The following is a 22262-nucleotide window of genomic DNA, read 5'->3' on the forward strand; positions in this document are numbered from 1 at the left end:
AATCTAATGTCCGAAAGTACCGTTTTTTGACCAAAACTCCACCTTCGCATACTTAAATAAAGGCTATGTAATAAAAAAAAATACTATTTGATTGATTTTAAGAATATAAATTAAGAGATTTGCGGCCTTATTAACCAAATTGCATTTCAGTTAATATTTCAACTATAAATTTTCAATAAATCCAATAAAGCAATGGCTATTACAGCACAAGACGTAAACAAACTACGCCAAATGACAGGCATGGGTATGATGGATTGCAAACAAGCCCTCACTGAAGCAGATGGCGATTTTGACAAAGCTGTTGAAATTCTTCGCAAAAAAGGCGAGAAAATCTCCCTCAAACGTGCCGACAACGAAACAAAAGAAGGTACTGTATTTATTCATACCAACGCTGACGCTACCGAAGGTATTGTTTTTGCGTTGAACTGCGAAACTGAACCAGTTTCTAAAACTGCTGAATTTCTTGGCTTAGGTCAACAAATTATGGCAGTAGCTACAGAGAAAAAACCTGCTACTGCTGAAGAGCTTGTTGCACTTTCTTTGGGCGAAAAAACTATCCAAGAAACTATCACTGAATTTGTAGGTAAAATCGGTGAAAAAATCGTGGTAACTGGTTACAATGTAGTAGCTGGCGAAAAAGTAGTTCCTTACCTTCACAATGGTGCCAAATTGGGCGTTTTGGTGGTAATGAAAAACGTAAATGGTGCTGACGTTACAGAAATCGGTCGCGATGTGGCTATGCAAATCGCTGCAATGCGCCCAGTGGCTGTGGACAAAGACGGTGTTGATCAATCAATCGTTGAAAAAGAAATCGAAATCGGTAAAGAACAAGCGCGTAACGAAGGTAAGCCAGAAGCTATGCTTGAGAAAATCGCTTTGGGCAAACTTAACCGTTTCTACAAAGATAACACGTTGCTTAACCAAGACTTCGTGAAAGATTCTAGCCAAACAGTTGCGCAAATGCTTGATAGCGTAAGCAAAGGTCTTACAGTTCAAGAATTTAAGCGTATCAGCGTAGGTGCTTAGTCTGCATTTATAAATAGAAGCCCCGATATTGTCGGGGCTTTTTTTTGAGCCAAACTATCTTTTCCAATACATTTAACTCCCCCAAAACAACATGCAATTCTTCATTGATACCGCCAATTTGGCGCAAATCCGCGAAGCCTACGAAATGGGCATTCTTGATGGTGTAACGACCAACCCTTCTCTAATGGCCAAAGAAGGCATCAAAGGCAAAGACAACATTTTCGCACATTACAAAGCAATTTGCGACATCGTGGACGACAAAGTGAGTGCTGAAGTAATTGCCACTGATTTTGAAGGCATGGTTCGCGAAGGAGAAGAACTTTACGAAATTGACCCTAAAAAAATCGTTATCAAAATCCCGATGACTCGCGACGGCGTGAAGGCCATCAAATACTTTAGCGACCGCGATATGCGCACGAACTGTACTTTGGTGTTCTCGGCTGGCCAAGCTCTTTTGGCTGCAAAAGCTGGCGCAACTTACGTTTCTCCGTTCATTGGTCGCCTCGACGACGTGGGAACTGACGGCTTGAATCTTATCGAGCAAATCGTTCAAATCTATGACAATTACGGCTATACTACGGAGGTTTTGGCTGCTTCCGTTCGCCACACTATGCACCTTATCAAGTGTGCAGAAATCGGCGCAGACGTGGTTACTTGTCCGCTCAACGTGATTACAAGCCTTTTGAATCACCCACTAACCGACAACGGTTTGGCGACGTTCCTTGCCGATCACAAAAAACTAAACGGCTAATTATTAGCTTATTATGCAACAAAAAAGCTCTCGTAATTGAGAGCTTTTTTGTTTTTGTCTAAAAAAATTATTCGGTAACCGACGGCTCAGAACGCTTCGCGATAATGGGTTTGCGATACGTACGCCACTCATAGCGCGGCTTTACTTTGATGGCCACGATACGCAACGTAGCCTTCACGCCTTCCACAAAATTATCGTTATAAAATCCAAAAGCCATTTGCCCTTTGTTCGGTACTTCGTCGGGCATGAGTCGGGCATAATCCGTTACCACGCGCAGCCCTTTTTTGAAGGACTTGAAAGGCTTATCTTCCATAAAGGCTTGGGTCTGGTCTTTGGGCAAAATGTAATAGTCCACGTCCTCACCCACAGACACCGACGGCAACACGCTAACCGTACCCAACGCAAAGGCTGTCAGGGGGTTAGAGGAAGCTAACAACGTAGCCGCACCTTTGCCAAGTTGGGACGTAAGTTTATCAAACTGCACATTAGTTTCCTCCGAAACGCTCAAATGATACGCCCAAAAAGCCGTTTCCGCAGGCAATTTAAATTCTACATTTGTGCGCGAAGTTTGGCGCAAATTCACCATCGAGCTGACCATAAAAGTACGGTTCATCACTTCTTCTGCGGTAGTGTCATTTTTTACAAAAACTTTCTTTTTTTCGTACAGAAACGTGGTATCCGTCATTACTTTGAGCGGCACACGTACATCAAACTTAACGCTTTCTTCGTAAGCTGGTCGGCGCGAAATTTGCAACTTTCCCGCAATATCTGCCTTGGACGCATTGGCCAACGTAATGGCATAAATACCTTTATGTTCGATGGCTAATGTTTCTTTAAAATCCTTTAAATCAGCTTTTTGTAAAAGACTCTCCCCTTTCCAAACCTTCACTTCCACCAAGCCCAAGGCCTCCCCTTTTTGGTGCGTGTAGTTCAAATAAAGGCTGTCGTCTTCGGCCAAACGATAATAAAAAACGCGCTGTTCGCCTGCTTTGATGGCACAGTCCACTGTTGCCATTTTCACTATGTCCCACAACGACTCTTCCGCCGATGTAGAATCGGTTTGCGCCACTGCCGCAGGCACAAGGCACGAAAGTAGCCACGCCACTAAAAACCATTTTCGTAAGTTCATATCCTAAGTTTTGGCGGCCTGGCAAAGCGTGTGCAGTTTGAGCAAATCCAACAGACGCACGGAAGGCGCAGCCGACAATAAATTTTTGACAATAAAAGGTTCTGATATTTTGTAAAACGCTGCAAATAAGGCCACTAAATGCCATTTTTGCAAGAATAAAAACGCCTGAAAAAGGCGCGTTTGGCCACCCAAACCGTATTGCGTATAAATGCGATACAGATTGCGGGTAGCCGTTTTTGTTTTTTGTATAAAAATCTGATTTTCCTCCAGTCCCACATGATATACGGGATTGTCCAGATGCCGAATCGCGACGGCATTTTGTGCCAACAAAAACCCAAAAAGCGTGTCTTCGTGGCCGTAAGTGGTCAGGGTTTCGTCCAACGGAAATTGGGCGTAAGTCTGCGCCGAAATGAGCATATTATTCAGCGTCAACCGCTCGTAAGGCTGTGCGGTGCGCTGTGCCGCCGTAGTTTGTTCGCGCGCTCGGCCATAATACCAACGCAACGAAACGGCTTGCGAAGGCAATGTTTTTTCGTAAACTGTGCCGCCCACATAAACTTGCGCTGCACCCGAAACCATCGCATCTGCGTAACGAGCAATATAATTTTGGTCGGGCAAAAGCGAATCGCAATCCATGAACAAAAGCCATTGATAAGCCGCCTCTTTTGCAAGCAAATTTCGGATACGCGAACGCCCTACATTTTCGGGCAATTCTTTGTAAATCAAATTTTTATACGAAATAATATTTTGATTTTTTTGCTTGAAAAAAGCCGTTGAAGCATCATCATAACAGCGAATTTCCCAAGCCACTGCAAGCTGGCTAAGTTGTGTTACGAGTTGCTGAATCAGTGGCTCAATGGCATAACAATACACAGGAACAAGTACGGAAATTCCTTGCGCTTTAGGGCTTTGTTGCACTTTTACCAAATATTAGTCAAACCGAATTTTTCTTTTTGCGAGTCAAGCACGCGGCCATTGTCGCATTTCAAAATTCGGGCTGGAAAATCTTGTAAAAATTTGTGGTTGTGCGTAGCCATCAAAATCGCCGTACCGCTATTATTAATCTCCAAAAACAAACGCATAATGCCCTCGCCAACTTCGGGGTCAAGGTTGCCCGTCGGTTCGTCGGCAATCATTAGCACAGGTTCGTTGATAAGGGAACGCGCAATCACGACGCGTTGCTGCTCACCGCCCGAAAGTTGATGCGGCATTTTGTTGTCCACCGAACCCAAACCCACGCGCATAAGCACTTCGGCCAAACGTTTTTTGATTTTGGCACTGTCCGTCCAGCCTGTCGCACGCATCACAAACACCAAATTTTCGGCAACAGTGCGGTCATAAAACAACTGAAAGTCCTGAAACACAATGCCTAATTTGCGGCGTAAAAACGGCACTTGGTTGCGTTTGATGTCGCGGAGCGGGTACGAGGCCACTTGCCCATCGCCTAAGCGCAAATCCAAATCGGCGTACAGGGTTTTGAGCAAAGAACTTTTACCGCTGCCCGTGCGCCCCACCAAATACACAAACTCGCCTTTGGAAATATCAAAAGTAACATTGTCCAACACGCGGTTGTCGTCCTGAAAAATGGCCGCATCACGCAAACTCACAACGGGTTCAGAAGAAAATGACATACGCAAAAATCTAAGTTCAGCATTAAAGAAAAGCCAAATTTACAGTATTTTGGTTATACAAAAAATAAAAACACAGGCCAGCCCCCGAAAAAAGCCCCAGCAATAGAACTGGGAATATTGATATGAATTTCAAATCTTTAATATAGCAAGACAATAAACCTTTTACCCTTCTTGCGGCGATATTGGTTCTTGTGGCAACGGATTATCCCAAAGCTGCCAAGCCTGCCAAATAGCATCTGCGGCCTCTTGTACGTGATTTTCGGGCACGTACTGACAAGCCGCTTGCGCGATGTGCTGGCGTTTTTCATTATCCAACAAAACGCCCAAATGCTGCTGCGCTATCGCCTCAAAATTTTCGTCTTCGACGGCCACCAAACACGCGCCTTTGTCGGCGGCTCGTGTGGCGCGTAACACTTGGTCGTCGTAGCCGCGCAACTTGGGTACAAACATCGTCGGGACTCCAAAATACAGCAGTTCGTGAAAAGTGTTATAGCCCGCACTCGCAAAAGCAAAATCCACGCCATCAAGCAAACGCGAAACGGGATATTCGCTGGTAACCAATACATTACCAAGCCCCTGATACGCTTCTTTTCGCAACAAACCTTCTGCAAACAACAACTTAATATCAGGAATTGGGGCAAGCATTCGGAGCAAAAAATCTAAGGTTTGCGGATTGGTGTCATCACCTCCCCCACCCAACGAAATGAGTACCAACTTTTCGTGTTCCTGTATGCCAAAACGTGTGCGTACGATTTGCCGTGTGTGCGCCTCGTGGCGATGCGTAAGCATCAGAGGCCCCGACCAATAAAGCGGCACATTAAACCCCGCAGGCATTGGGATTACTTCCGTGTCGCGGTAATGCGGCGTAAGCACCAAATCGTAAAAGCGTTGTGCCTGAATCGTATAATCTTCGTAGGCTTCGAGTTTTCGCGCCCGATGTACATAGACTTTGAAAAAATTACCAAACCGCAGCACATTGAGCAGGTCTTGCATCGAACCTGTTACCATCGTGTCCACTACCAAAATGTTGGGCTGAAATACATCAAAAACAGGATTGACAACCGCCGAGTAGAGCCGCGCCAATCGCCTGTAAGTCAAGCTACCAGATTGCGAGGCCAAATTTTTACTGGGCAAATGCACGTATGGAATACCATATTTATTGAGCAAATTATCTGCTTCGGAAGTGGTAATAAACAGGGCATCTAACAAAGGGTTTTGGGCTTGCATGGCACGACACAACGCAATAAGGCGCGTGAGATGCCCCAAGCCCAAGCCATTGACTGCATAAAAAACCGCCCTGATACGTCGTTTAGGAGTTATCTCTGTAATGGTCGTTGTCGCGGTCATAATCATGGTGATGGTGATGATGGCGGTCTCCGCTCAATTGAGAGCCGATAATCATGCCTGTAAGCACGTCGCCCATGCGGCTGCCGCCCGAATCATAATTTCCGCCTGTTGGTGGCGTATAATCAGGGTTATAGCCTGTTTGGTTTGAGCCGCCATTGTTGTCGCGCAAGGTCAGAACGGCCTGCACCAACGCATCGGGGTGCGGCGACATATAATTCGTATATTTTTCTGTAAAAATTTCAAACAAATTGAACACTTGGACTTCTTGCGCCTCGCCTTGCCAAGCGGCTTGTTTGCGCGCATTTTCGGCTTGCGTAGCCAGTGCATCGCTCCAAGTCAAGTCTTTGCTCCAATGCACCCATTGGCCATTTACGCGATGTACACGCACTTTTACATTTGCTCCCGTTTGTATTTTGCTGGCAATCCGTTGCAATGCCCACACCTTACGCGATTGACCACTGGGGTGCAGAATTTCTACAACTGCCGAACGACCTTCAGGAATTAATTCTGCCGTAAAGAAACAATAAAACGCACCTTCAAACTTGGTCATCAATGGTATAAACGAACTGGTAGTCAGTTCATTGTCAAAAAATGCTTCGGGCGTTTCTTTGAGTTGTTGCAAATACCAATGTAGTTCGGCAATTTCGGCGGGACTTTCGGCTGCCAATGCCTGTTGATGCTTTTGCTCAAACAAATCGCGTACTTTTTGCACCTTATCGGCTGGGTATTTTCCCTTCAGAATTTCCCAAGTATTTTCATCAAACATCTGGGTCGTAACTGCTTGACTTAGTTCTTTTTCACGTTTATTTTGATTTGTTTTTTTATAAATTCTAAACAAAATCCACGCAACAATAAAGCCCGACAAAATGCTAAACAAGAAACTTACAAATGAAAACCCTGACTTAGATTTGGGTTGCTGTGGAGCTGCTTGTTCGTCCGTAACACTGGCTTCCGCACTACTTGTTGCAGTTGCCACATCAGCTTCCGACCAACCGCATTTGTTTGCTTTTTCCTTGAATTTGGAAAGCGAAGATGCGCCACCATTTTCGGGATTGGCCACATATGCCAATGAAAAATAACGTTTGGCCTCGTCGCAATCTTTCTTTTTCTGATAACACAACGCTATTTTGTAAAGCGTAGCTGCGCGTTTGTAGCTCGAATCGGCTTTCAGTGCCGCACTAAATTTTTCGATGGCATCGCTGTATTTTTTGCGGTCGTACAAATCCTCGCCTTCGCTGTAATAATTTTTGGCAGCATCAGTATTTTTGGTAGTAGCAACTGCTGAACTTTCCAGTGGCTCATCGGTCGAACTAAGTGCATTGCTTAAAGTCAAGTCGCTGACAGAGAAGCCACAAGCCTTTATTTTTTCGGTAAATTTGCTGATAGAGGACGCGCCACCATCGGCAGGGCTTGCTTGTAAGGCTCTCGCAAAAAAGCCTTTGGCTACGTTACAATCTTTTAATTTCTGATAACAAAGTCCTGTTTTGTACAAAACACTGGCCTGTTTGTACGACGAATCCAAGTTCAAAACTTGTTTGTAATACTCGGCAGCATTGGCAAACTCATTGTTTTTATAGCTTTTTTCGGCTTGTTTATAAACGTCTGCCGCCGACTGCGCCCAAGCCGCCACACTCATTAGCAAGAATAGCAACATAGCCGAAAAATGCTTCGCTGGATTCTTTGAAAAATTCTTGAGTTTAGCTGAAAGTGCCAACTCATCAGACTCATAACCCGTGCGAAACAATGCCTTTGTTTTCATTTCATTAAACAAACTAATCGCCTGACCGTAACGCTTATTGGTGGTATCAAAGTCGTATTGTTGTCGGCGTTTGTCCCAAAGTCCTGCGTCGGTAAGGTCTGTGTAAGGCGGATATTTAAAATCGCGGCGTTGCAAAGTCAGATTCACTGGCTCAACGCCTTGCGCATTGTATTTGCGAATCAGCCACCACAAACGCAGCCCCACAATCACAAAAAAAAGTAAATACATCATAGTCGTTATCGTAAAAGATTGGTAGCGATCTCTTTAACTTTTTCAGATAAAAATTGAACTTGATTACAGTCAAATCCGAACAAAAATAAATAACTTTCTTATAAAACAAAGTGATTTTGTACAATATGCCTTCATTTGCTGCTATTTTCTCCCCAAAAAGAAGAGAGAGTTAGGTGTAAGTGAAGATTTTGCAAAGAAAAATTTTGCAGTACATTTACAAGTTCTATTCTTTAGAGGCGTTTTAAACACAACATCTCCATTTTACTGGAAGGAACTAAAAAGCATTATGAATTACAAATCAGTCACTTATACCTTTTTATTATTGTTTTTCTTGACCACTACGAGCTACGGCCAAGACGCGCAATTTACCCAAATCTACGCCACACCCCTGTACCAAAACCCTGCCATGTCAGGCATTTTGCACAAAAGCCGCTTGGCGGCCAACTACCGCAACCAATGGACGGGCGTTCCTGCTCCTTTTACGAGCTACAACGCCTCTTTTGATACATATTTGTCCAAATACCAAAGCGGCGTAGGGCTTCTTTTGCACCGCACCAGCAACAGCAGTAATTGGAATACTACGTCGGTAAGCGGCTCGTATGCCTATCATTTGCGCGTGTCGCGGCAATGGGCAGTGTCGGCGGGTGCGCAGGCGGCCATGTCTTTCCGTAACCTCAATATCAGCGATTTAACTTACGGCTACCAATACAGCGGCAACGGTACTTATAGCCCTGTGGCCGACCCCGTACAGAGCGGCAATACTTCAAAACAATATTTTGACGGAAGTTTGGGAGCTGTGTTATATTCGGATAAAATGTGGTTGGGTTTGGCCGCACATCATCTTTTGCGGCCAGATGTGGGCATAGACCAAAGTCAAAAATTACCGTTTCGGTATAGCCTCAATGCAGGTTATCAAATTCCGCTGGAGGATATGCACCGCCTCAAACGCAACGAGGAGCTGACGCGCAATCTTACGTTTATGGCGCAATTTCAGCATCAGGGCACCGCCAACCAACTGGATTTGGGAGCTTATTTGCGCTACGAACTATTAGTTACTGGATTGTGGTACAGAGGTTTACCAGTCTTAAGCAAATACCAGAAAATCAACCAAGATGCCATTGCCGCCATGCTGGGCATGAGCTTTGACGGGCTAACGATTGGTTACAGTTACGACCTTAGTTTGTCGGGCGTTACGCCACTGGGAGGCGGTTCGCACGAAATCGGGCTGGTGTATGTATTTGGAGACGGACGCGCCTACCGAGGGCCTGGCCTACCCTGCCCAAAATTGTAAGGCATTGAGATAGTAAACGTTTGCACAAGTCTAAGTTTAAATTTGAACAAAAATGTGATTGCTGTTTTGGGTAAAAGATTTTGGTATTTTAGGGCATTCCCTTATTTTTACGACTTATAAAGTTCACAACGTAATTATTAACAAAATAACTACCCGAACAACAATACCCCAACAATATGAGAGAAATTCAATTTAGAGAAGCCCTACGCGAAGCCATGTCTGAGGAAATGCGCCGCGATGAGACCGTATTTCTGATGGGCGAAGAAGTAGCCGAATACAATGGCGCATACAAAGTAAGTCAAGGTATGCTCGAAGAATTCGGTGCTAAGCGTGTAATTGATACGCCTATTGCTGAACTTGGTTTTGCGGGCATTGGTGTAGGTGCTGCGGCTAATGGCCTGCGTCCTATCATCGAGTTTATGACCTTCAACTTCTCGTTAGTAGCTATAGACCAAGTAATTAACTCGGCGGCTAAGCTTATGTCCATGTCGGGCGGCCAATACAGCGCACCAATGGTATTTAGAGGCCCAACGGGTAACGCTGGTATGTTGAGTTCGCAACACTCCCAAAACTTTGAGAATTGGTATGCCAATACGCCAGGCTTGAAAGTGCTAGTGCCTTCTAACCCTTACGATGCTAAAGGTTTGCTCAAATCGGCTATCCGCGACAACGACCCAGTGGTTTTCATGGAATCAGAACTTATGTACGGCGACAAAGGCGAAGTTCCTTTGGAAGAATATTTGATTCCGATTGGTGTGGCCGACGTAAAACGTCAGGGTTCTGATGTAACCATTGTCAGCTTCGGCAAAATGATGAAAGTAGCTTTAGGCGCAGCCGCAGAACTCGAAAAAGAAGGCGTTTCGGCGGAAGTAATCGACTTGCGTTCGGTTCGTCCGATTGATTATGCTACAATTGTGGCTTCTGTAAAGAAAACAAACCGTTTGGTAGTCGTGGAAGAGGCTTGGCCTTTGGCTTCTATTTCTTCGGAACTTGCCTACCACGTGCAACGCTATGCGTTTGATTATTTGGACGCACCAGTAATGCGAGTAACAAGCCGCGATGTGCCTTTGCCTTACGCGCCTACATTGATAGATGCTATTCTTCCAAATATAGAAAGAACTGTAAAAGCTGTAAAATCAGTGCTTTACAAAAAATAATTTGGAATAAAACCATAAAAAAACGCCGCAATTCTTTAATAGAATTAGCGGCGTTTTGCATTAGAGAGATATACAACTAAAACACTGTTATAAATAACTCTTAATTTTCTCTTGTATTTCTATGAATTGCTCTTTAGTGAGCGTGAGCTTCTGTTTAGAAAAATTCATGTCGCTTACTTGGTTGATAGGCACAAGGTGCACATGCGTATGCGGCACTTCCAAGCCAATCACCGAAATACCCACTTTGCGACATGAAATAGCACGATGAACGGCTTTCGCCACTGTGCGAGAAAAAGCAAACAACTTATCGTATGTTTCTTCGTCGAGATCAAAAATGTAGTCCACTTCTTTTTTGGGAATAACTAAAGTATGACCTTCAGCCACAGGAAACATATCCAAAAAAGCCAAAAAATCGTCGTTTTCAGCAATTTTGTAACAAGGTATTTCACCCGAAATAATTTTAGAGAAGATCGTTGCCATAGCACAAATGTTTATTTATCGTGTGATTTCGACTACTTCAAACTCAACGCTGCCCGCAGGAGCCTGAATCGTGGCAATTTCGCCTACTTTCTTGCCCAACAAACCTTTGCCAAACGGCGATTTAACGGAAATTTTACCAGCTTTTAGGTCTGCTTCTTCTTCAGCAACAAGCATATACATCACCGTTGCGTTATTTTTCGTATTTCTAATTTTTACTTTCGATAGAATAGACACTTTGGAGGTATCAATGTTACTTTCGTCAATCACGCGAGCATTGGCCACGATGTCTTCCAGTTTCGAGATTTTTAATTCTAACAAACCTTGAGCATCTTTGGCAGCATCATATTCAGCATTTTCGCTCAAATCCCCTTTATCTCTTGCTTCTGCTATTTGGCGAGCCATGTCGGCGCGGCCTCTTATTTTAAGGTCGTGTAACTCGTCTTTGAGTTTTTTTAACCCTTCCTCTGTATAATAGGAAATTGCCATAGTATTGTATTTTCTTTTAAAAAATTAAAGACTTTCATAAAAAAATAAAAGCCCAAATCAAATGCGCTAAAGCGATTTAATAGGCTTTAAAAAAAAGAACGGCCTTTTGATGACCGTTCTTTTTCGTACTGCAAAACTATGCTTTTTTTTTATAATTTCAAAATCAAGCTAATGGTATGCGTACCGCTATATGGGTTTGTAGAACGGAAAGAATAATCAAAACCTAAACTACGGTGCGATTTTTCAGGAGAAGTTTCGGCAGTAGCACCTTCCTCTGTTGTTTTCTTTGTTCCTAAAAGACTAAATGGCAAATTCAGGGTTGCACCAAAAGTAGGGCCAGAATTTGCATCTGTTTTATTTGAAGTAAAGATTTGTTTTTGATAGTTCAGGCCACCACGCACTTGTACTAAATCACCAAATCCGTACTCAAGACCAGACTGCAAATTATCTTTTGTATAAGAATTTGATACAAAGTTTGCAGCAAGTGTCAGGCGATGTTCTGGGGCTAACTGAAAGTCGTAAGAACCACCAATATTTAGCAATGCTGGTATATCAAACTGAGCTGTACGGCTTTGAACAGTCAATCCAATTTGGTCGCGAGTACCTCTGAAAGAGAAGCCATCGCCACGATATTGCATCTTAGGGCCTAGGTTACGAATAGCCGCACCAAACTTAAATTGTTTTCTTGCACCAGTTTGGTATTGTACACCCGCATCAAAACAAGCACCTAAGGCATTTGCATCAGGGATTGACTGAGAAACCAAACGCACCAATACACCAGCAGAGATAGAACCCGAGAATTGTTTGGAATAACCTACTCCTAAGTTAAAAAACTGAGGCTTAAAAGAGGAGCCAGTACCATCAGGCAATTCGTAAGTAGTTTCTATAAAATCCCCTAAGTTCATTGCGGTTACAGAAACACCTAAAACGCCCGTTTCACTAAGTCTTTGGCCTAGCCCAACAGAATTAACTTGAATACCAGAGCCGCTCATATAGCGTACGTTAGAAAGGACAAACTCTGTTTTTGAGGTATAGGCTAGCCCCGCCATATTCAAATTCATCGATTCCACTCCACGCACGCACGCTGTATTAGCACCAGCCCAACCAGAACTACGTCCCCAAGGGTTAATTAGAAGCTCAGAGGCTCCGCCCTGCCCTCTTTTAACATCGTTACCAGCCATCAAAGGTGTCGCAACTGACATCGTGGCGGCAATAATATATGCAGTTAGTTTTTTATTCATTTGAAAAAAGATTTTAATTCATCATTAAAGTAGTAGAGAGTGGATTATAATATCCATCTCTACTACGATGATTATCATTAATTTTGCAATGCATCAAGGTCTATTGGACGAACGCCACCACACCACTTAACTGTTTTCTCTCCCAATGAACCTGCATCTATGTGAATAAGGTAAACACCAGAAGAAATTGGAATACCTACTTGGTTTTTCAGATCCCAATCTTGAGAAGTAAGGCGGTTAGAACCCAATGAAGAAGCTGGACGATCATACTCCAACTGGCTCCATTGTTGGCTGCCACTTACACTAGAGTAATCCACATTATATTCACGAATCAGCGAGCCACCCAAGTTATAAATACGAATTCTACATTTAGTAGGCAAGTTCGTGATTTTCACACGATTATCTACTTGAGAAGTTTCATAAGATGAGTACGCATAATAAGGGTTCGGTACCACACGAATCAAATCCAAAGCAGATTTCGCTACTTGAGTTTCATTGCGTTTAGCTTCCATTCCTTGCGAAGATATTGAATACGTTGGAATAGCCCGTGTAGATTTTTCTGACGCATTAGAAGACGCATCATACAAATAAGGGGTATAAGATTTTTTAGCCCTCAATTTAAGCTTTGCTTCATTGGGAAGAGGATTACTTCTTGAGTAATCAATGGAAACCAATGGATTATCCAACAATCCTAACACACCAACCCAAGAGATATTTTTCATCAGAACGGGATAAGCTCTATCTCTTGCTGTATTTGGGCTTGAAATGTTTTTGATAACATTATAAACACTGTCCAATTTATACTCCATCCCTTTACCTTCATCGTACTTAGTCGGAACTACATAGATAAACGACTTAGCAGCAGCAAGAGCCACTTTAGAGGTAGGCTCCCATTTTAGGTTATTTCCATTCACTCTATCTGCCAGTGAAGATTCTGAGAACATCAAGTTCAGGCGAATACCTCTATCCAAATCTATGGCGTAGCCAGGGAACCAAGACATACCACGAGAAATTTGTGTAGTATCAAATGGAGATCTTGCATTCAAATCAGTTTCAAAATTATCGTTCAAGGAACGTAATCTACTCTTGAAGTTCTGTAATTTAACCAATCCTGTATCTACTTGTATCACTGGCACTCTAGTCCATTTCGATTTATCATTAGTAAACACAATATCCACGTTACCCATGTTATACAACGTTCTGTTATTTAACACATCAAAGATTCTATCAGGAATAGAAGAAGGATCATAATAGGCTATACCTCCACCAGCTGCATCAGGAGAGTAAACATTGGCGTAAGTATACGGGAAGAATGAGCCGTCTAATACCTTTGTCCATATCAAGGCAGGGTCGTCATAAGTGATCTTCTCCAAAAGAGCTGCATCTTTAGCAACATCAGAATTATACGAACGTTGAAACTGAAATGCTCCCCCGTTAGTAGCATCAGGAATTGTTACAAGCCATCGATATAGGGCAGTTGCAGGGAATTCAAGCCCTGAAGTAGCCAAATAACCATTTGTATAATCGTCGTAAACACGTTGACTCGGACTATGTGCATCGTTCAAAGATACAGCCAACCCACGGTTAGGGATTAACTCATCACCACCAATAGTCAATGTTTTCTTCAGATATATAGGTGTATTATCTTTCAGATCAATAAATGTAACATACTCTGCAGACACGAACTCTTCTGCTGTAGCAAAATTGGTAATCAAACCATTATTACGACGAACATTAAAAGCACCTTTGTTAGAAGTGTACGCTGCGAACTGACCAGCCTTATTACCTGTACTGGTGGATTTATTTTGACGTTGTTCACCAACAACAATAAATGTTCCACCCTCGTCTCCATTTAGCAATTTTACATCAACATTGACAAGGCTATCTTCTGTATTAACTTCTCTCACCACAACAGCTCTACCTGATGTTTGCGGGAATGAAGCACTAGCTGGTGTCACCCAAAGGGAACCTACTAATGTACTCGTTGTCGAAAATGCAGAAGCAGGTAAAGAAGATTCGATCGTATCGTTTATCTGAAGTTTTTCTCCGCCCACAGGTTTGTAAGCCAAACGACTTGTAATTTCTATTTTATACTGTGCACTAACTACAGATTTAGGATCGTATATTTTAACGGTAACAGGCGCACCACCTTCTTGGTACAAAAGCTCAGATTTATGAAAATTCTTCACAATCTCTTGCTCATCATTTTCGCTTAAAGCCAACGTGTTACCGCTATTACCACTACCCGATAACCTTGTTACAGGCATTTCATAGCCAGACTTAGAAACGATATCCGTTCCATATATTTCAGGATTAACTTTATGAGGAATGGCAGAATATATGCCAAGGTTCATATCCCCCTCAATAAATTTAGTATCATTCTTCGCATTACCATTGTAAGCATAGGCTTTCACGTGGTAATAATACTTTTTATGATTAATCAATTTAGCACCAGTAAACGCATCTGTTTTCACAGTCAAGTATGGTTTAATACCTTTGTTTTCGCCATTTACTTTTAGTTGAGAAACAAGAGCATCAATTGTATAATCATACGTCTGATTAATGATTTTACTAACACCATCTTTCACATCACACTGCATGATAAGACGTGCCTGCGTAGGGTCTGTAAGGTCTGTAACTGCGCTATTTGCTAATTGATAGAGCATATAACCTTGGAAGTGATAATAAACATCACCGTCTGTAGCTTTAAGGCTTGGATCTCTTTCCTGATAAGTTTCTGTGTTTTTACCCAAATACTCATCGGGAGTAAGGCTAATAATTAACTCACCGTCAAGTTCTGTAATTTCCATATCAGGAGCGTTCGGGCCTTGAAGTCTTGAGAAGTTATTATCAAAACTTTTTTGAGCAATATCATCAGATTGTAACAACAAGTTGTATGAACCTAGTGCTCCTCCTGAGTTAGCTTTAGCCCATACAACACCAATTGTCAATTCATTTACAGCACCTGGTAAAAGTGTAAATGGACCACCTGACGACACAAAACGACGGTCACCAGGAGGATTGTCTGTTACAGTAGCTTCCGACCATTCGCTAAGCGTAAAATTAGGACCAGTTGTCAATACAGGATTTTGGCAAGTACCACCAATAGACCAACCACGAGTCAAATCCGATGAACCAGGGAAAATATATTTTGTTTTTGGAGCAGATGTTGAAACTGGAGTTCTTCCGACTTTATAGTCATAGGTCATGGCAAGCCCATCACCCCAACGACCTTTTAGAAAATTATAGAACTGCGCTGGAGTATTTGGATCTCCTACACCAGCACCAGCACCGTTCGTAAATTTAGCGAAGCTCGACATCATAATAAGCTCACCTTCTTCATCTACTTCACAGTCCCTATCATTATCTATACCATCATTAGGGTCTGCTACTGCACCCCTGAAAAAGTCCACAGCAATGGTTGGTGGATTTTGACCATAGCCAGAAACCCCTTCATCATCATTGTCTCCATTATAGCATATCCCCAAACCTCTTTCTACATCACAACCAACATAGTCATCATTAGCATTACCTAAATCTGGGTCAATAAATTGTGCAAAATAAGTACTATCCAATGTAACATTGCCTTTGTTTATTAGTTTTTGGCGATAAAATGTCATTGTATTAAGAGGCCCTGATGCCTGATAAGCAAAGCCCTCTGTTTGTATCTCCATACCAATGGCCGGAGGGGTTACCCCTCCGTTACTTTTCTTACCACCAGCATCATTGGTTATCCAAAATACAACCTGATCTGCGCCTGCTTGGTTTCCTACAGAATCAGTAACACCAGGAAGACGAGGAAACTCTCCTTGATCAGGTTGGTATATACCATCTTTATTCAAATCAACAAATCGGGCAGCATCATAAATTAACTGTGCTTGAAGCCCTGGATATTTGGCTGGGTCAATAAACTCGTTCCCTTTCGCAGGCCAGTTACGAATTGACTCATCGACCAGATCCATTTCTTCCTCAAGCAATGGGTTTTGTGTTAAATTCCTGCCTGCATCTTCCAATTCCTTTACATAGGCCTTAAAGGTATTGACAGTAGCGGCATTCACTTTAAACAAATGATTCCATGCATTGCAGCGGCTCTGAGAGGTAAGTGCAAGATTATTAGCTCCAGTACCATCATCCAACTGACCAGGGAAATAGGCCGTTTGATTACTTTGACCGAAAGTAATACCACAAACATACTGTTGGGAAGTACCTGTTTTTATACCACCAACCCACACTGCACCCGAAAAAAGTGAATGTCTGCGAGGTTGAGCAGGATCAGTAACTTTAGGTACTTCGTAACGAGGGCTTGAAGCCCCGTCCCAAAACATATCGCCTCTATTCAGCAACAAAGTGCGGACGTTATTGATATCAAGCTCCGCTCTTGCCGTACCACGACTACACTCCGAAGTAGGAATTACCACATCAGTAGGTAAAGACGGCGAAGGCTTGGGAGGATTATTAGAATTATTATTCTGTGTTGGTGCCATTTTTGCCTGAGCTCCCATTGAGAGCATCAGCGCAAGGGCAATTCCATGCAAATAACTACGTTTATTCATGATTGAAAAGGGTTTTGGTTAAGATTTAAAAACTAAATGAACAACCAATCCTTACTCTACGTGGAGTAACATAAAAATCTGGATTAGCTAATGCCATATTATAATACATAACATAAGCCTCAGGACTAGGCAACGTGCTGGCTACCGTTTGTTTACCATAATCAGAAGACAAGAAACCATCATCACTTGCCGAACCCGTACGGTCATAGACATTCAATGTGTTTTTAGCATTAAACACATTTTGAATATACAAATAAACATTCAAAATTTTCTTTCTCTTTCCTTCTTGAGCAAATTCAATATTGCGGTCAATACGCAAAGAGGTACGATTGTTCCAAGGAAGTCTGCTAGAGTTAATACCGCCCTTGATTTGGTCATTAGCACCCCATTGTGCACTGTTAGCAGTATATGGCAAACCAGAACCAGTATAGAATGTTGCATTTACACCCATGTTTTCAAATATTTTACCAAAAGCAGAAGTTGCATCACCTTTATTGATACGGTAATCCAAATTAAGTTTGATAGCATGACGTTGATCATCATTAGATGCTACAACGTTACGAAGCGTCGGTGTAGAAGTTTGCAACAAACGGCCTGCAAAATCCGAAGCTGATGTTTCTGCAAATTGCAACGTATAACTTGCCGATGCTTGGAAATTTTCCGAACGACGAAGCGTATATTCTAAACTCAAACTCTTTACAGTCGTGAAATCTTGATTTCCGTAAGTACGATACTGAGCAGTAGGATAAGCGCCTATTACGTTGACAATCTGAATCAAGTCCTTAATCTCGCTATAAGATGCCGTTAATTTAAGAGCTGAACGATCGTTTATTTGCTGATCAAAACCAACTTGATAGTCGATTTTCTTTTGTGGCAACAAATCTGGATTACCAAGCGTCTGAACACCTGACAATTGTCTCAAATTATAGTATTGCAATGGACTCGCATAATTAAAACCTGGCGTAGGGCGTTGCGTAAGAATATCATAGTGAGCAAAAAAGTTTGTTTGCTCTGATACAGGGAACGAAAACGCAACACGAGGCATAAAATTCACTTGAGGCTTAAAATCTTTAAATGCATCTACAGTAATACCTCTATTTTGTTGCAAAGATTTAGCACTTTCACTCAAACTATTGGTGTTAAAAAAAGGATAAGCAGTACCTGCAATAATTTTCTGCTGAATAGAATTATCCTCTGTCCCATTGGCATTATACCATGTAGTTCCATTGCGATAGCCAACCACAGTTAGTTTGCTTTGCTCTACACCATCAGGATTAGAACTAACATACACTGCCCAATCATCACCCACGTTACCTGGTTTAACAGGAGACTTGTTACTAAATTGAGAGAAATCAGTTTCGCCAACCAATTGTAAATTGGTGAAAGAGTATTTGTCTTTCAAAACAGGTTGATTCACATCAAATCTATCCACACGCAAACCAACATTAACAATCAAGTCATTGATTTCAAATTTGTCTTGGATATAGCCAGCCAAATAATTCGGACGGAATGCATCCATGTAGGTTTGGTCTGTAAAGAAATTATAAAAAGCTGCATTGCCTTTAGAACCTCTTTTTCTATTGCCAAAAATATCATACCCCTGATAGGTAGTATAAGGACTAGTATTGCTCAAATAAAGTTCTGAAGTACTAAACATATCCAACGACAATAAATTAGGGTCAATTTCGTCTATGTTAATCAACTCATTAATTGCCACTTCTTTGCCTCTTACCTGACTGAGCTTTGCTCTTAAATTTTTGTCAAACGTGGTCTGAAGAGCTGCATTAGCAAGGTTCTCGCCACTTACCAAGATGCTACCATCAGCCAAGTGCTTAAGAGAATTTTCATCCACTACCGCAGTCAACAAACTTGTAGAAATATGAGTATTCACTTGGTTTCTGGCTGCTTGCCACAAATTACCTCTTACAGCAAATTGAGATGAAACTCTTTGTTCAAATTCACCACCAATACGGATTGAGTGATTTTTAATATCAAAACCCGCTTGCAATGATGCTCTGTATTGCTCTTGGTTTGTCTTGCGATAACGAGTTGTTTGCTGACCCAAGGTATAATCAGATCCTGACCCTGAAATAATAGCATCTGTTCCAGCTATATTACCATTAAGACCTGATTGATACATAGAACCCATATAAATACCGTTTCCATTCACAGCACCGCCCAAAACAGAAAGAGCATCCAGATTGTAAAAAGAGCCTCCTGTATAATCTTGAATAATCGTGTTGTAACGACCGCCTATCGCATTCGGGCCATCAGGCGTAAAAGTAAAGCCTGAGTTAAGCGGATCATTATCGCTGACAAAACCCTGCAAAATGCTACTTCCTTTTACATAGTATTTTTTACCAGCCAAAGCTATTCTTTCCGTAGTACCATCATTATGCACTAAGCTAAGTGTATCTCCAAAATTTGATGCCAACGCCCAACCTTGGTTAGTTGTTGTATCAAAATCAGCTAACGCTTTTTTATCTTTAAATTTACCGTAGTAGCTGTATTGAAATAGTTTATCTTTCAAATCAGCGTCTTGCGTAATGTTAGTTACATTAGAATAATCCGCTTGCACTTGATAGAAAATATTTTTCACCAAAGCACTTTTCGCATCAGCACCACCGATATGCTTAAATGTCTGACGGAAACGAACAAACGCATTATAGTCATACGTTATATTTTGGTCGTTATTATCATAGTTAAACACGTTGTAAGTCAAACCTGCTGAATTACGCGAATTGGTATAATTGAAGTTACCCCCAACAGTCAAAATAGAATTTTCAGTTGGTTGAAAATCAAAACTTGCATTCAACTGAACACCTCCACTGGCACTATTCGGGCGATATTTCACTTTCTCAAATTGTTTAAGAGAAAATGTATCCGAAACACTGCGGAAGTTAGAGGCCTCAGACGAGAAGAAAATAGGATTTTTCTTCATCAATTCCAAAGCACTGTCTTTTACTTTCCAATAATCAGTGTAAGAAGGATTGCTTTCGCGGCTATGATTAAACTGTACAGTCGCAAAATAACCAAGCAATGTACCTGCATTACTTTTCACAGCACCCGTTGAGTCCAACTTAGCTTTACGTTTAACCAGTGGTCCTGTAAGAGTTACACCACCAACTTCTTGATTCCATTTATTAAACGGACGTGAGGTTTCCAAGAAAGCACTACCCGAAGTTTTCTCCGCAGCACCTTTAGTAGTAATGTTAATAACAGCACCTAAGGCATCACCATACTGAGCAGGTACACCACTAGTAATCAACGAAATTTCTTCGATAGATTCCACTGGAGGGTTTGAGCCACCATATTGACGAACACCGTTAACAAAAACGATATTATCACCAGTACGATTACCGCGCACACTAATACCAGCACCATCATCAGCAGACATAACACTTGCCTGCGTAGAAAGCAATGAGTTTACGCTACGCGTAGGCATTTTGGCAATGTCTTTGGCTGTGAGTTTCGCACCACCCGATGTCTGGTCTTTGTCAACCAATGGGCGTTCGTACACAACATCTACTACTTGCAAAATTTCTGCATCAGTAGGAAGTGTAATATTAAGAGAGGTTGTTGTCTCTAAATTGATAACAACGCCTCGTACGTGTTTGGTCTGATAACCAACACACGAAACCTCCACGTCGTAAGAACCTGGCGTTAGAGGTGATACCGAATAGTGGCCATTAAGTTCGGCTTGATTGCCGCCTTTGAGTTGTCCACCTGACATAACTTTGATTGTCGCAAAGGGAACAGGCTGTTTGTCTTTATCCAATATGTAGCCCGCCAACTTACCATTCTGAGCGAAGGTAGCCAACGATGCAAGGATAAACAGGCCCATAATGAGTAATCTTTTTCTCATCATACTTTCTGTTTGTTAGGGTTAGCGCACATTTTTGATAGTTAAGAAGGTTTCAAAGATAGGTAGCAGATTTCACAAAAGCAATACAAAATCCTGCATTTTTTTCAGCCAATGTATTTTTATTTTGCAATATATCAAACAAACGATATCTTACAACATACTGATTATCAACACAAAAACTTATATTTATTTGCAATACAAATAAATATAGTATAAAATATATCACAATATACACTGTAGTAAAATAATTGTATCATTCTTCATAGTACAAAATTTTCTTTAATCATTTCTTAATATTTTTTTAATAGTAGATTGTCGCTTATATTGTGTTTCAATCAAAAAAAATCCGCTATTTTATTTATATTTTCATTTAATATGCTTTCCTATAAAAGAATTGTTATCAAAGTTGGATCTAATGTACCCACCACAACCAATGGTTAATTAGATACCTAAACAATGGCGCAAATTACCCTTGTCAAGTCTTGGTGCTACGAAATCATTCTGGTTTCTTTGAGAGCAGTGGCAGAAGGGCGTAAGCCTTTTGCCCAACATCAAGAGCCTGTCGCAGCACGTCAGGTTTGGGCTGCTACTGGCCAAGTGCGACTCATGAAAACCTGCCAAGAAGGCTTTGCCAAACTAAATCTGCATTGTGCTCAAGTATTAGTAACCAAAGAATATTTCAGAGATAGGCTTCATTATCTAAACATGCAGCAATGTTTTAACGCATTTTCAAAACAAAATATTGCGCCTATTGTCAACGAAAATGATGTTATTGCTGTAACAGAACTTATGTTTACGGATAATGACGAACTGGCAGGCCTTGTTACAGCCATGACCGATGCCGTACTTATCCTGGCTAACGTTGATGGCATTTACAACGCGCCTACCTCCTCCCTAACGCACAGTTAATCAGCCGAATAGAGCCTAATAAGTTAAATTTTCTGCCTTCATTTCTAGCTAAAAATCAGGTGCAGGGCGTGGCGGTATGATTACCAAAAGCAATACAGCCAAAAAATTAGCGCGTTTGGGCATTGCTGTACACATCGCGAATGGCAAACAACCTACCGTCGTCGAACAAATTTTGCAAGGAAAACCAGTTGGTACATTTTTTGTTCCACAAACACCCACAGCAGCCCCGCAAAACGCTGGATTGCCCATACAGAAGGCTACACCAAAGGTATTATTTACATCAATGAAGGTGCAACAACGGCTTTAACCTCTGAAAACAAAGCTGTTAGTATTCTGCCAATCGGTGTGGTGCGTATGAACGAAGATTTTCAGAAAGGAGATATTTGCGCATAGCTCAAGAAAATGG

General features: G+C 41.8%; 16 protein-coding genes. 6 read left to right on the top strand and 10 right to left on the bottom strand.

Annotated elements, in window-relative coordinates; all coding sequences use genetic code 11:
* Window positions 1-192: 192 nt before the first annotated feature.
* Together tsf and fsa are read left to right on the top strand one after the other, a co-directional pair.
* On the top strand, window positions 193-1026 hold the full coding sequence (gene tsf / locus BM090_RS07985) for a translation elongation factor Ts (protein WP_091510497.1): 834 nt from the start codon (window positions 193-195) through the stop codon (window positions 1024-1026).
* Window positions 1027-1117: 91 nt separating this feature from the next.
* Window positions 1118-1777, top strand: a complete 660-nt coding sequence (gene fsa, locus BM090_RS07990; protein ID WP_091510499.1) for a fructose-6-phosphate aldolase — start codon at window positions 1118-1120, stop codon at window positions 1775-1777.
* Window positions 1778-1844: 67 nt separating this feature from the next.
* On the opposite strand, the gene BM090_RS07995 is transcribed toward fsa, so the two are convergent.
* The 5 genes from BM090_RS07995 to BM090_RS08015 all read right to left on the bottom strand — a co-directional run bounded on the left by BM090_RS07995 (window position 1845) and on the right by BM090_RS08015 (window position 7874).
* On the bottom strand, window positions 1845-2906 hold the full coding sequence (locus BM090_RS07995; protein WP_091510503.1) for a hypothetical protein: 1062 nt from the start codon (window positions 2904-2906) through the stop codon (window positions 1845-1847).
* A gap of 3 nt (window positions 2907-2909) precedes the next feature.
* On the bottom strand, window positions 2910-3824 hold the full coding sequence (locus tag BM090_RS08000) for a glycosyltransferase family 2 protein (protein ID WP_177199876.1): 915 nt from the start codon (window positions 3822-3824) through the stop codon (window positions 2910-2912).
* A gap of 2 nt (window positions 3825-3826) precedes the next feature.
* On the bottom strand, window positions 3827-4537 hold the full coding sequence (locus BM090_RS08005; RefSeq protein WP_091510509.1) for a cell division ATP-binding protein FtsE: 711 nt from the start codon (window positions 4535-4537) through the stop codon (window positions 3827-3829).
* A gap of 162 nt (window positions 4538-4699) precedes the next feature.
* Window positions 4700-5890 (bottom strand): glycosyltransferase, encoded by a 1191-nt coding sequence (locus BM090_RS08010; RefSeq protein ID WP_143083918.1) that lies wholly within the window; start codon window positions 5888-5890, stop codon window positions 4700-4702.
* A complete protein-coding gene (locus BM090_RS08015; RefSeq protein WP_143083919.1) occupies window positions 5847-7874 on the bottom strand; it encodes a tetratricopeptide repeat protein in 2028 nt (675 codons plus the stop codon). The genes BM090_RS08010 and BM090_RS08015 overlap by 44 nt, the downstream gene beginning before the upstream one ends.
* A 286-nt stretch (window positions 7875-8160) precedes the next feature.
* Here BM090_RS08015 and BM090_RS08020 point away from each other — a divergent pair, with 286 nt between their 5' ends.
* Together BM090_RS08020 and BM090_RS08025 are read left to right on the top strand one after the other, a co-directional pair.
* Window positions 8161-9165 carry a PorP/SprF family type IX secretion system membrane protein gene (locus tag BM090_RS08020; protein WP_091510518.1) on the top strand — a complete coding sequence of 335 codons (1005 nt, stop codon included), beginning with the start codon at window positions 8161-8163 and terminating at the stop codon, window positions 9163-9165.
* Between the two features lie 176 nt (window positions 9166-9341).
* Window positions 9342-10322: a pyruvate dehydrogenase complex E1 component subunit beta gene (locus tag BM090_RS08025; RefSeq protein ID WP_091510521.1), complete on the top strand. Its 981-nt coding sequence runs from the start codon at window positions 9342-9344 to the stop codon at window positions 10320-10322.
* A gap of 87 nt (window positions 10323-10409) precedes the next feature.
* On the opposite strand, the gene BM090_RS08030 is transcribed toward BM090_RS08025, so the two are convergent.
* From BM090_RS08030 to BM090_RS08050, 5 genes are all read right to left on the bottom strand, one after another.
* The gene (locus BM090_RS08030) at window positions 10410-10802 is read right to left on the bottom strand and encodes an HIT family protein (RefSeq protein WP_091510525.1); all 393 of its coding nucleotides are present in this window, start codon (window positions 10800-10802) and stop codon (window positions 10410-10412) included.
* Between the two features lie 15 nt (window positions 10803-10817).
* Entirely contained in the window at window positions 10818-11288 is a 471-nt protein-coding gene (gene greA / locus BM090_RS08035) for a transcription elongation factor GreA (RefSeq protein WP_091510529.1), read from the bottom strand.
* 149 nt (window positions 11289-11437) lie between these two features.
* Window positions 11438-12490 carry a PorV/PorQ family protein gene (locus BM090_RS08040; protein WP_177199878.1) on the bottom strand — a complete coding sequence of 351 codons (1053 nt, stop codon included), beginning with the start codon at window positions 12488-12490 and terminating at the stop codon, window positions 11438-11440.
* Between the two features lie 116 nt (window positions 12491-12606).
* Window positions 12607-17082 (bottom strand): hypothetical protein, encoded by a 4476-nt coding sequence (locus BM090_RS08045; RefSeq protein WP_091510537.1) that lies wholly within the window; start codon window positions 17080-17082, stop codon window positions 12607-12609.
* Window positions 17083-17107: 25 nt separating this feature from the next.
* A complete protein-coding gene (locus tag BM090_RS08050) occupies window positions 17108-20950 on the bottom strand; it encodes a TonB-dependent receptor (RefSeq protein ID WP_091510539.1) in 3843 nt (1280 codons plus the stop codon).
* Between the two features lie 453 nt (window positions 20951-21403).
* On the opposite strand from BM090_RS08050, the gene BM090_RS18740 reads away from it, so the two are divergent.
* Complete coding sequence (locus tag BM090_RS18740) at window positions 21404-21856, top strand: amino acid kinase family protein (RefSeq protein WP_245756699.1); 453 nt, start codon at window positions 21404-21406, stop codon at window positions 21854-21856.
* A gap of 76 nt (window positions 21857-21932) precedes the next feature.
* On the top strand, window positions 21933-22163 hold the full coding sequence (locus BM090_RS18745; RefSeq protein WP_245756700.1) for a hypothetical protein: 231 nt from the start codon (window positions 21933-21935) through the stop codon (window positions 22161-22163).
* Window positions 22164-22262 lie beyond the last annotated feature (99 nt).

The organism is Flexibacter flexilis DSM 6793 (assembly GCF_900112255.1).
GTDB classification, from domain to species: domain Bacteria; phylum Bacteroidota; class Bacteroidia; order Cytophagales; family Flexibacteraceae; genus Flexibacter; species Flexibacter flexilis.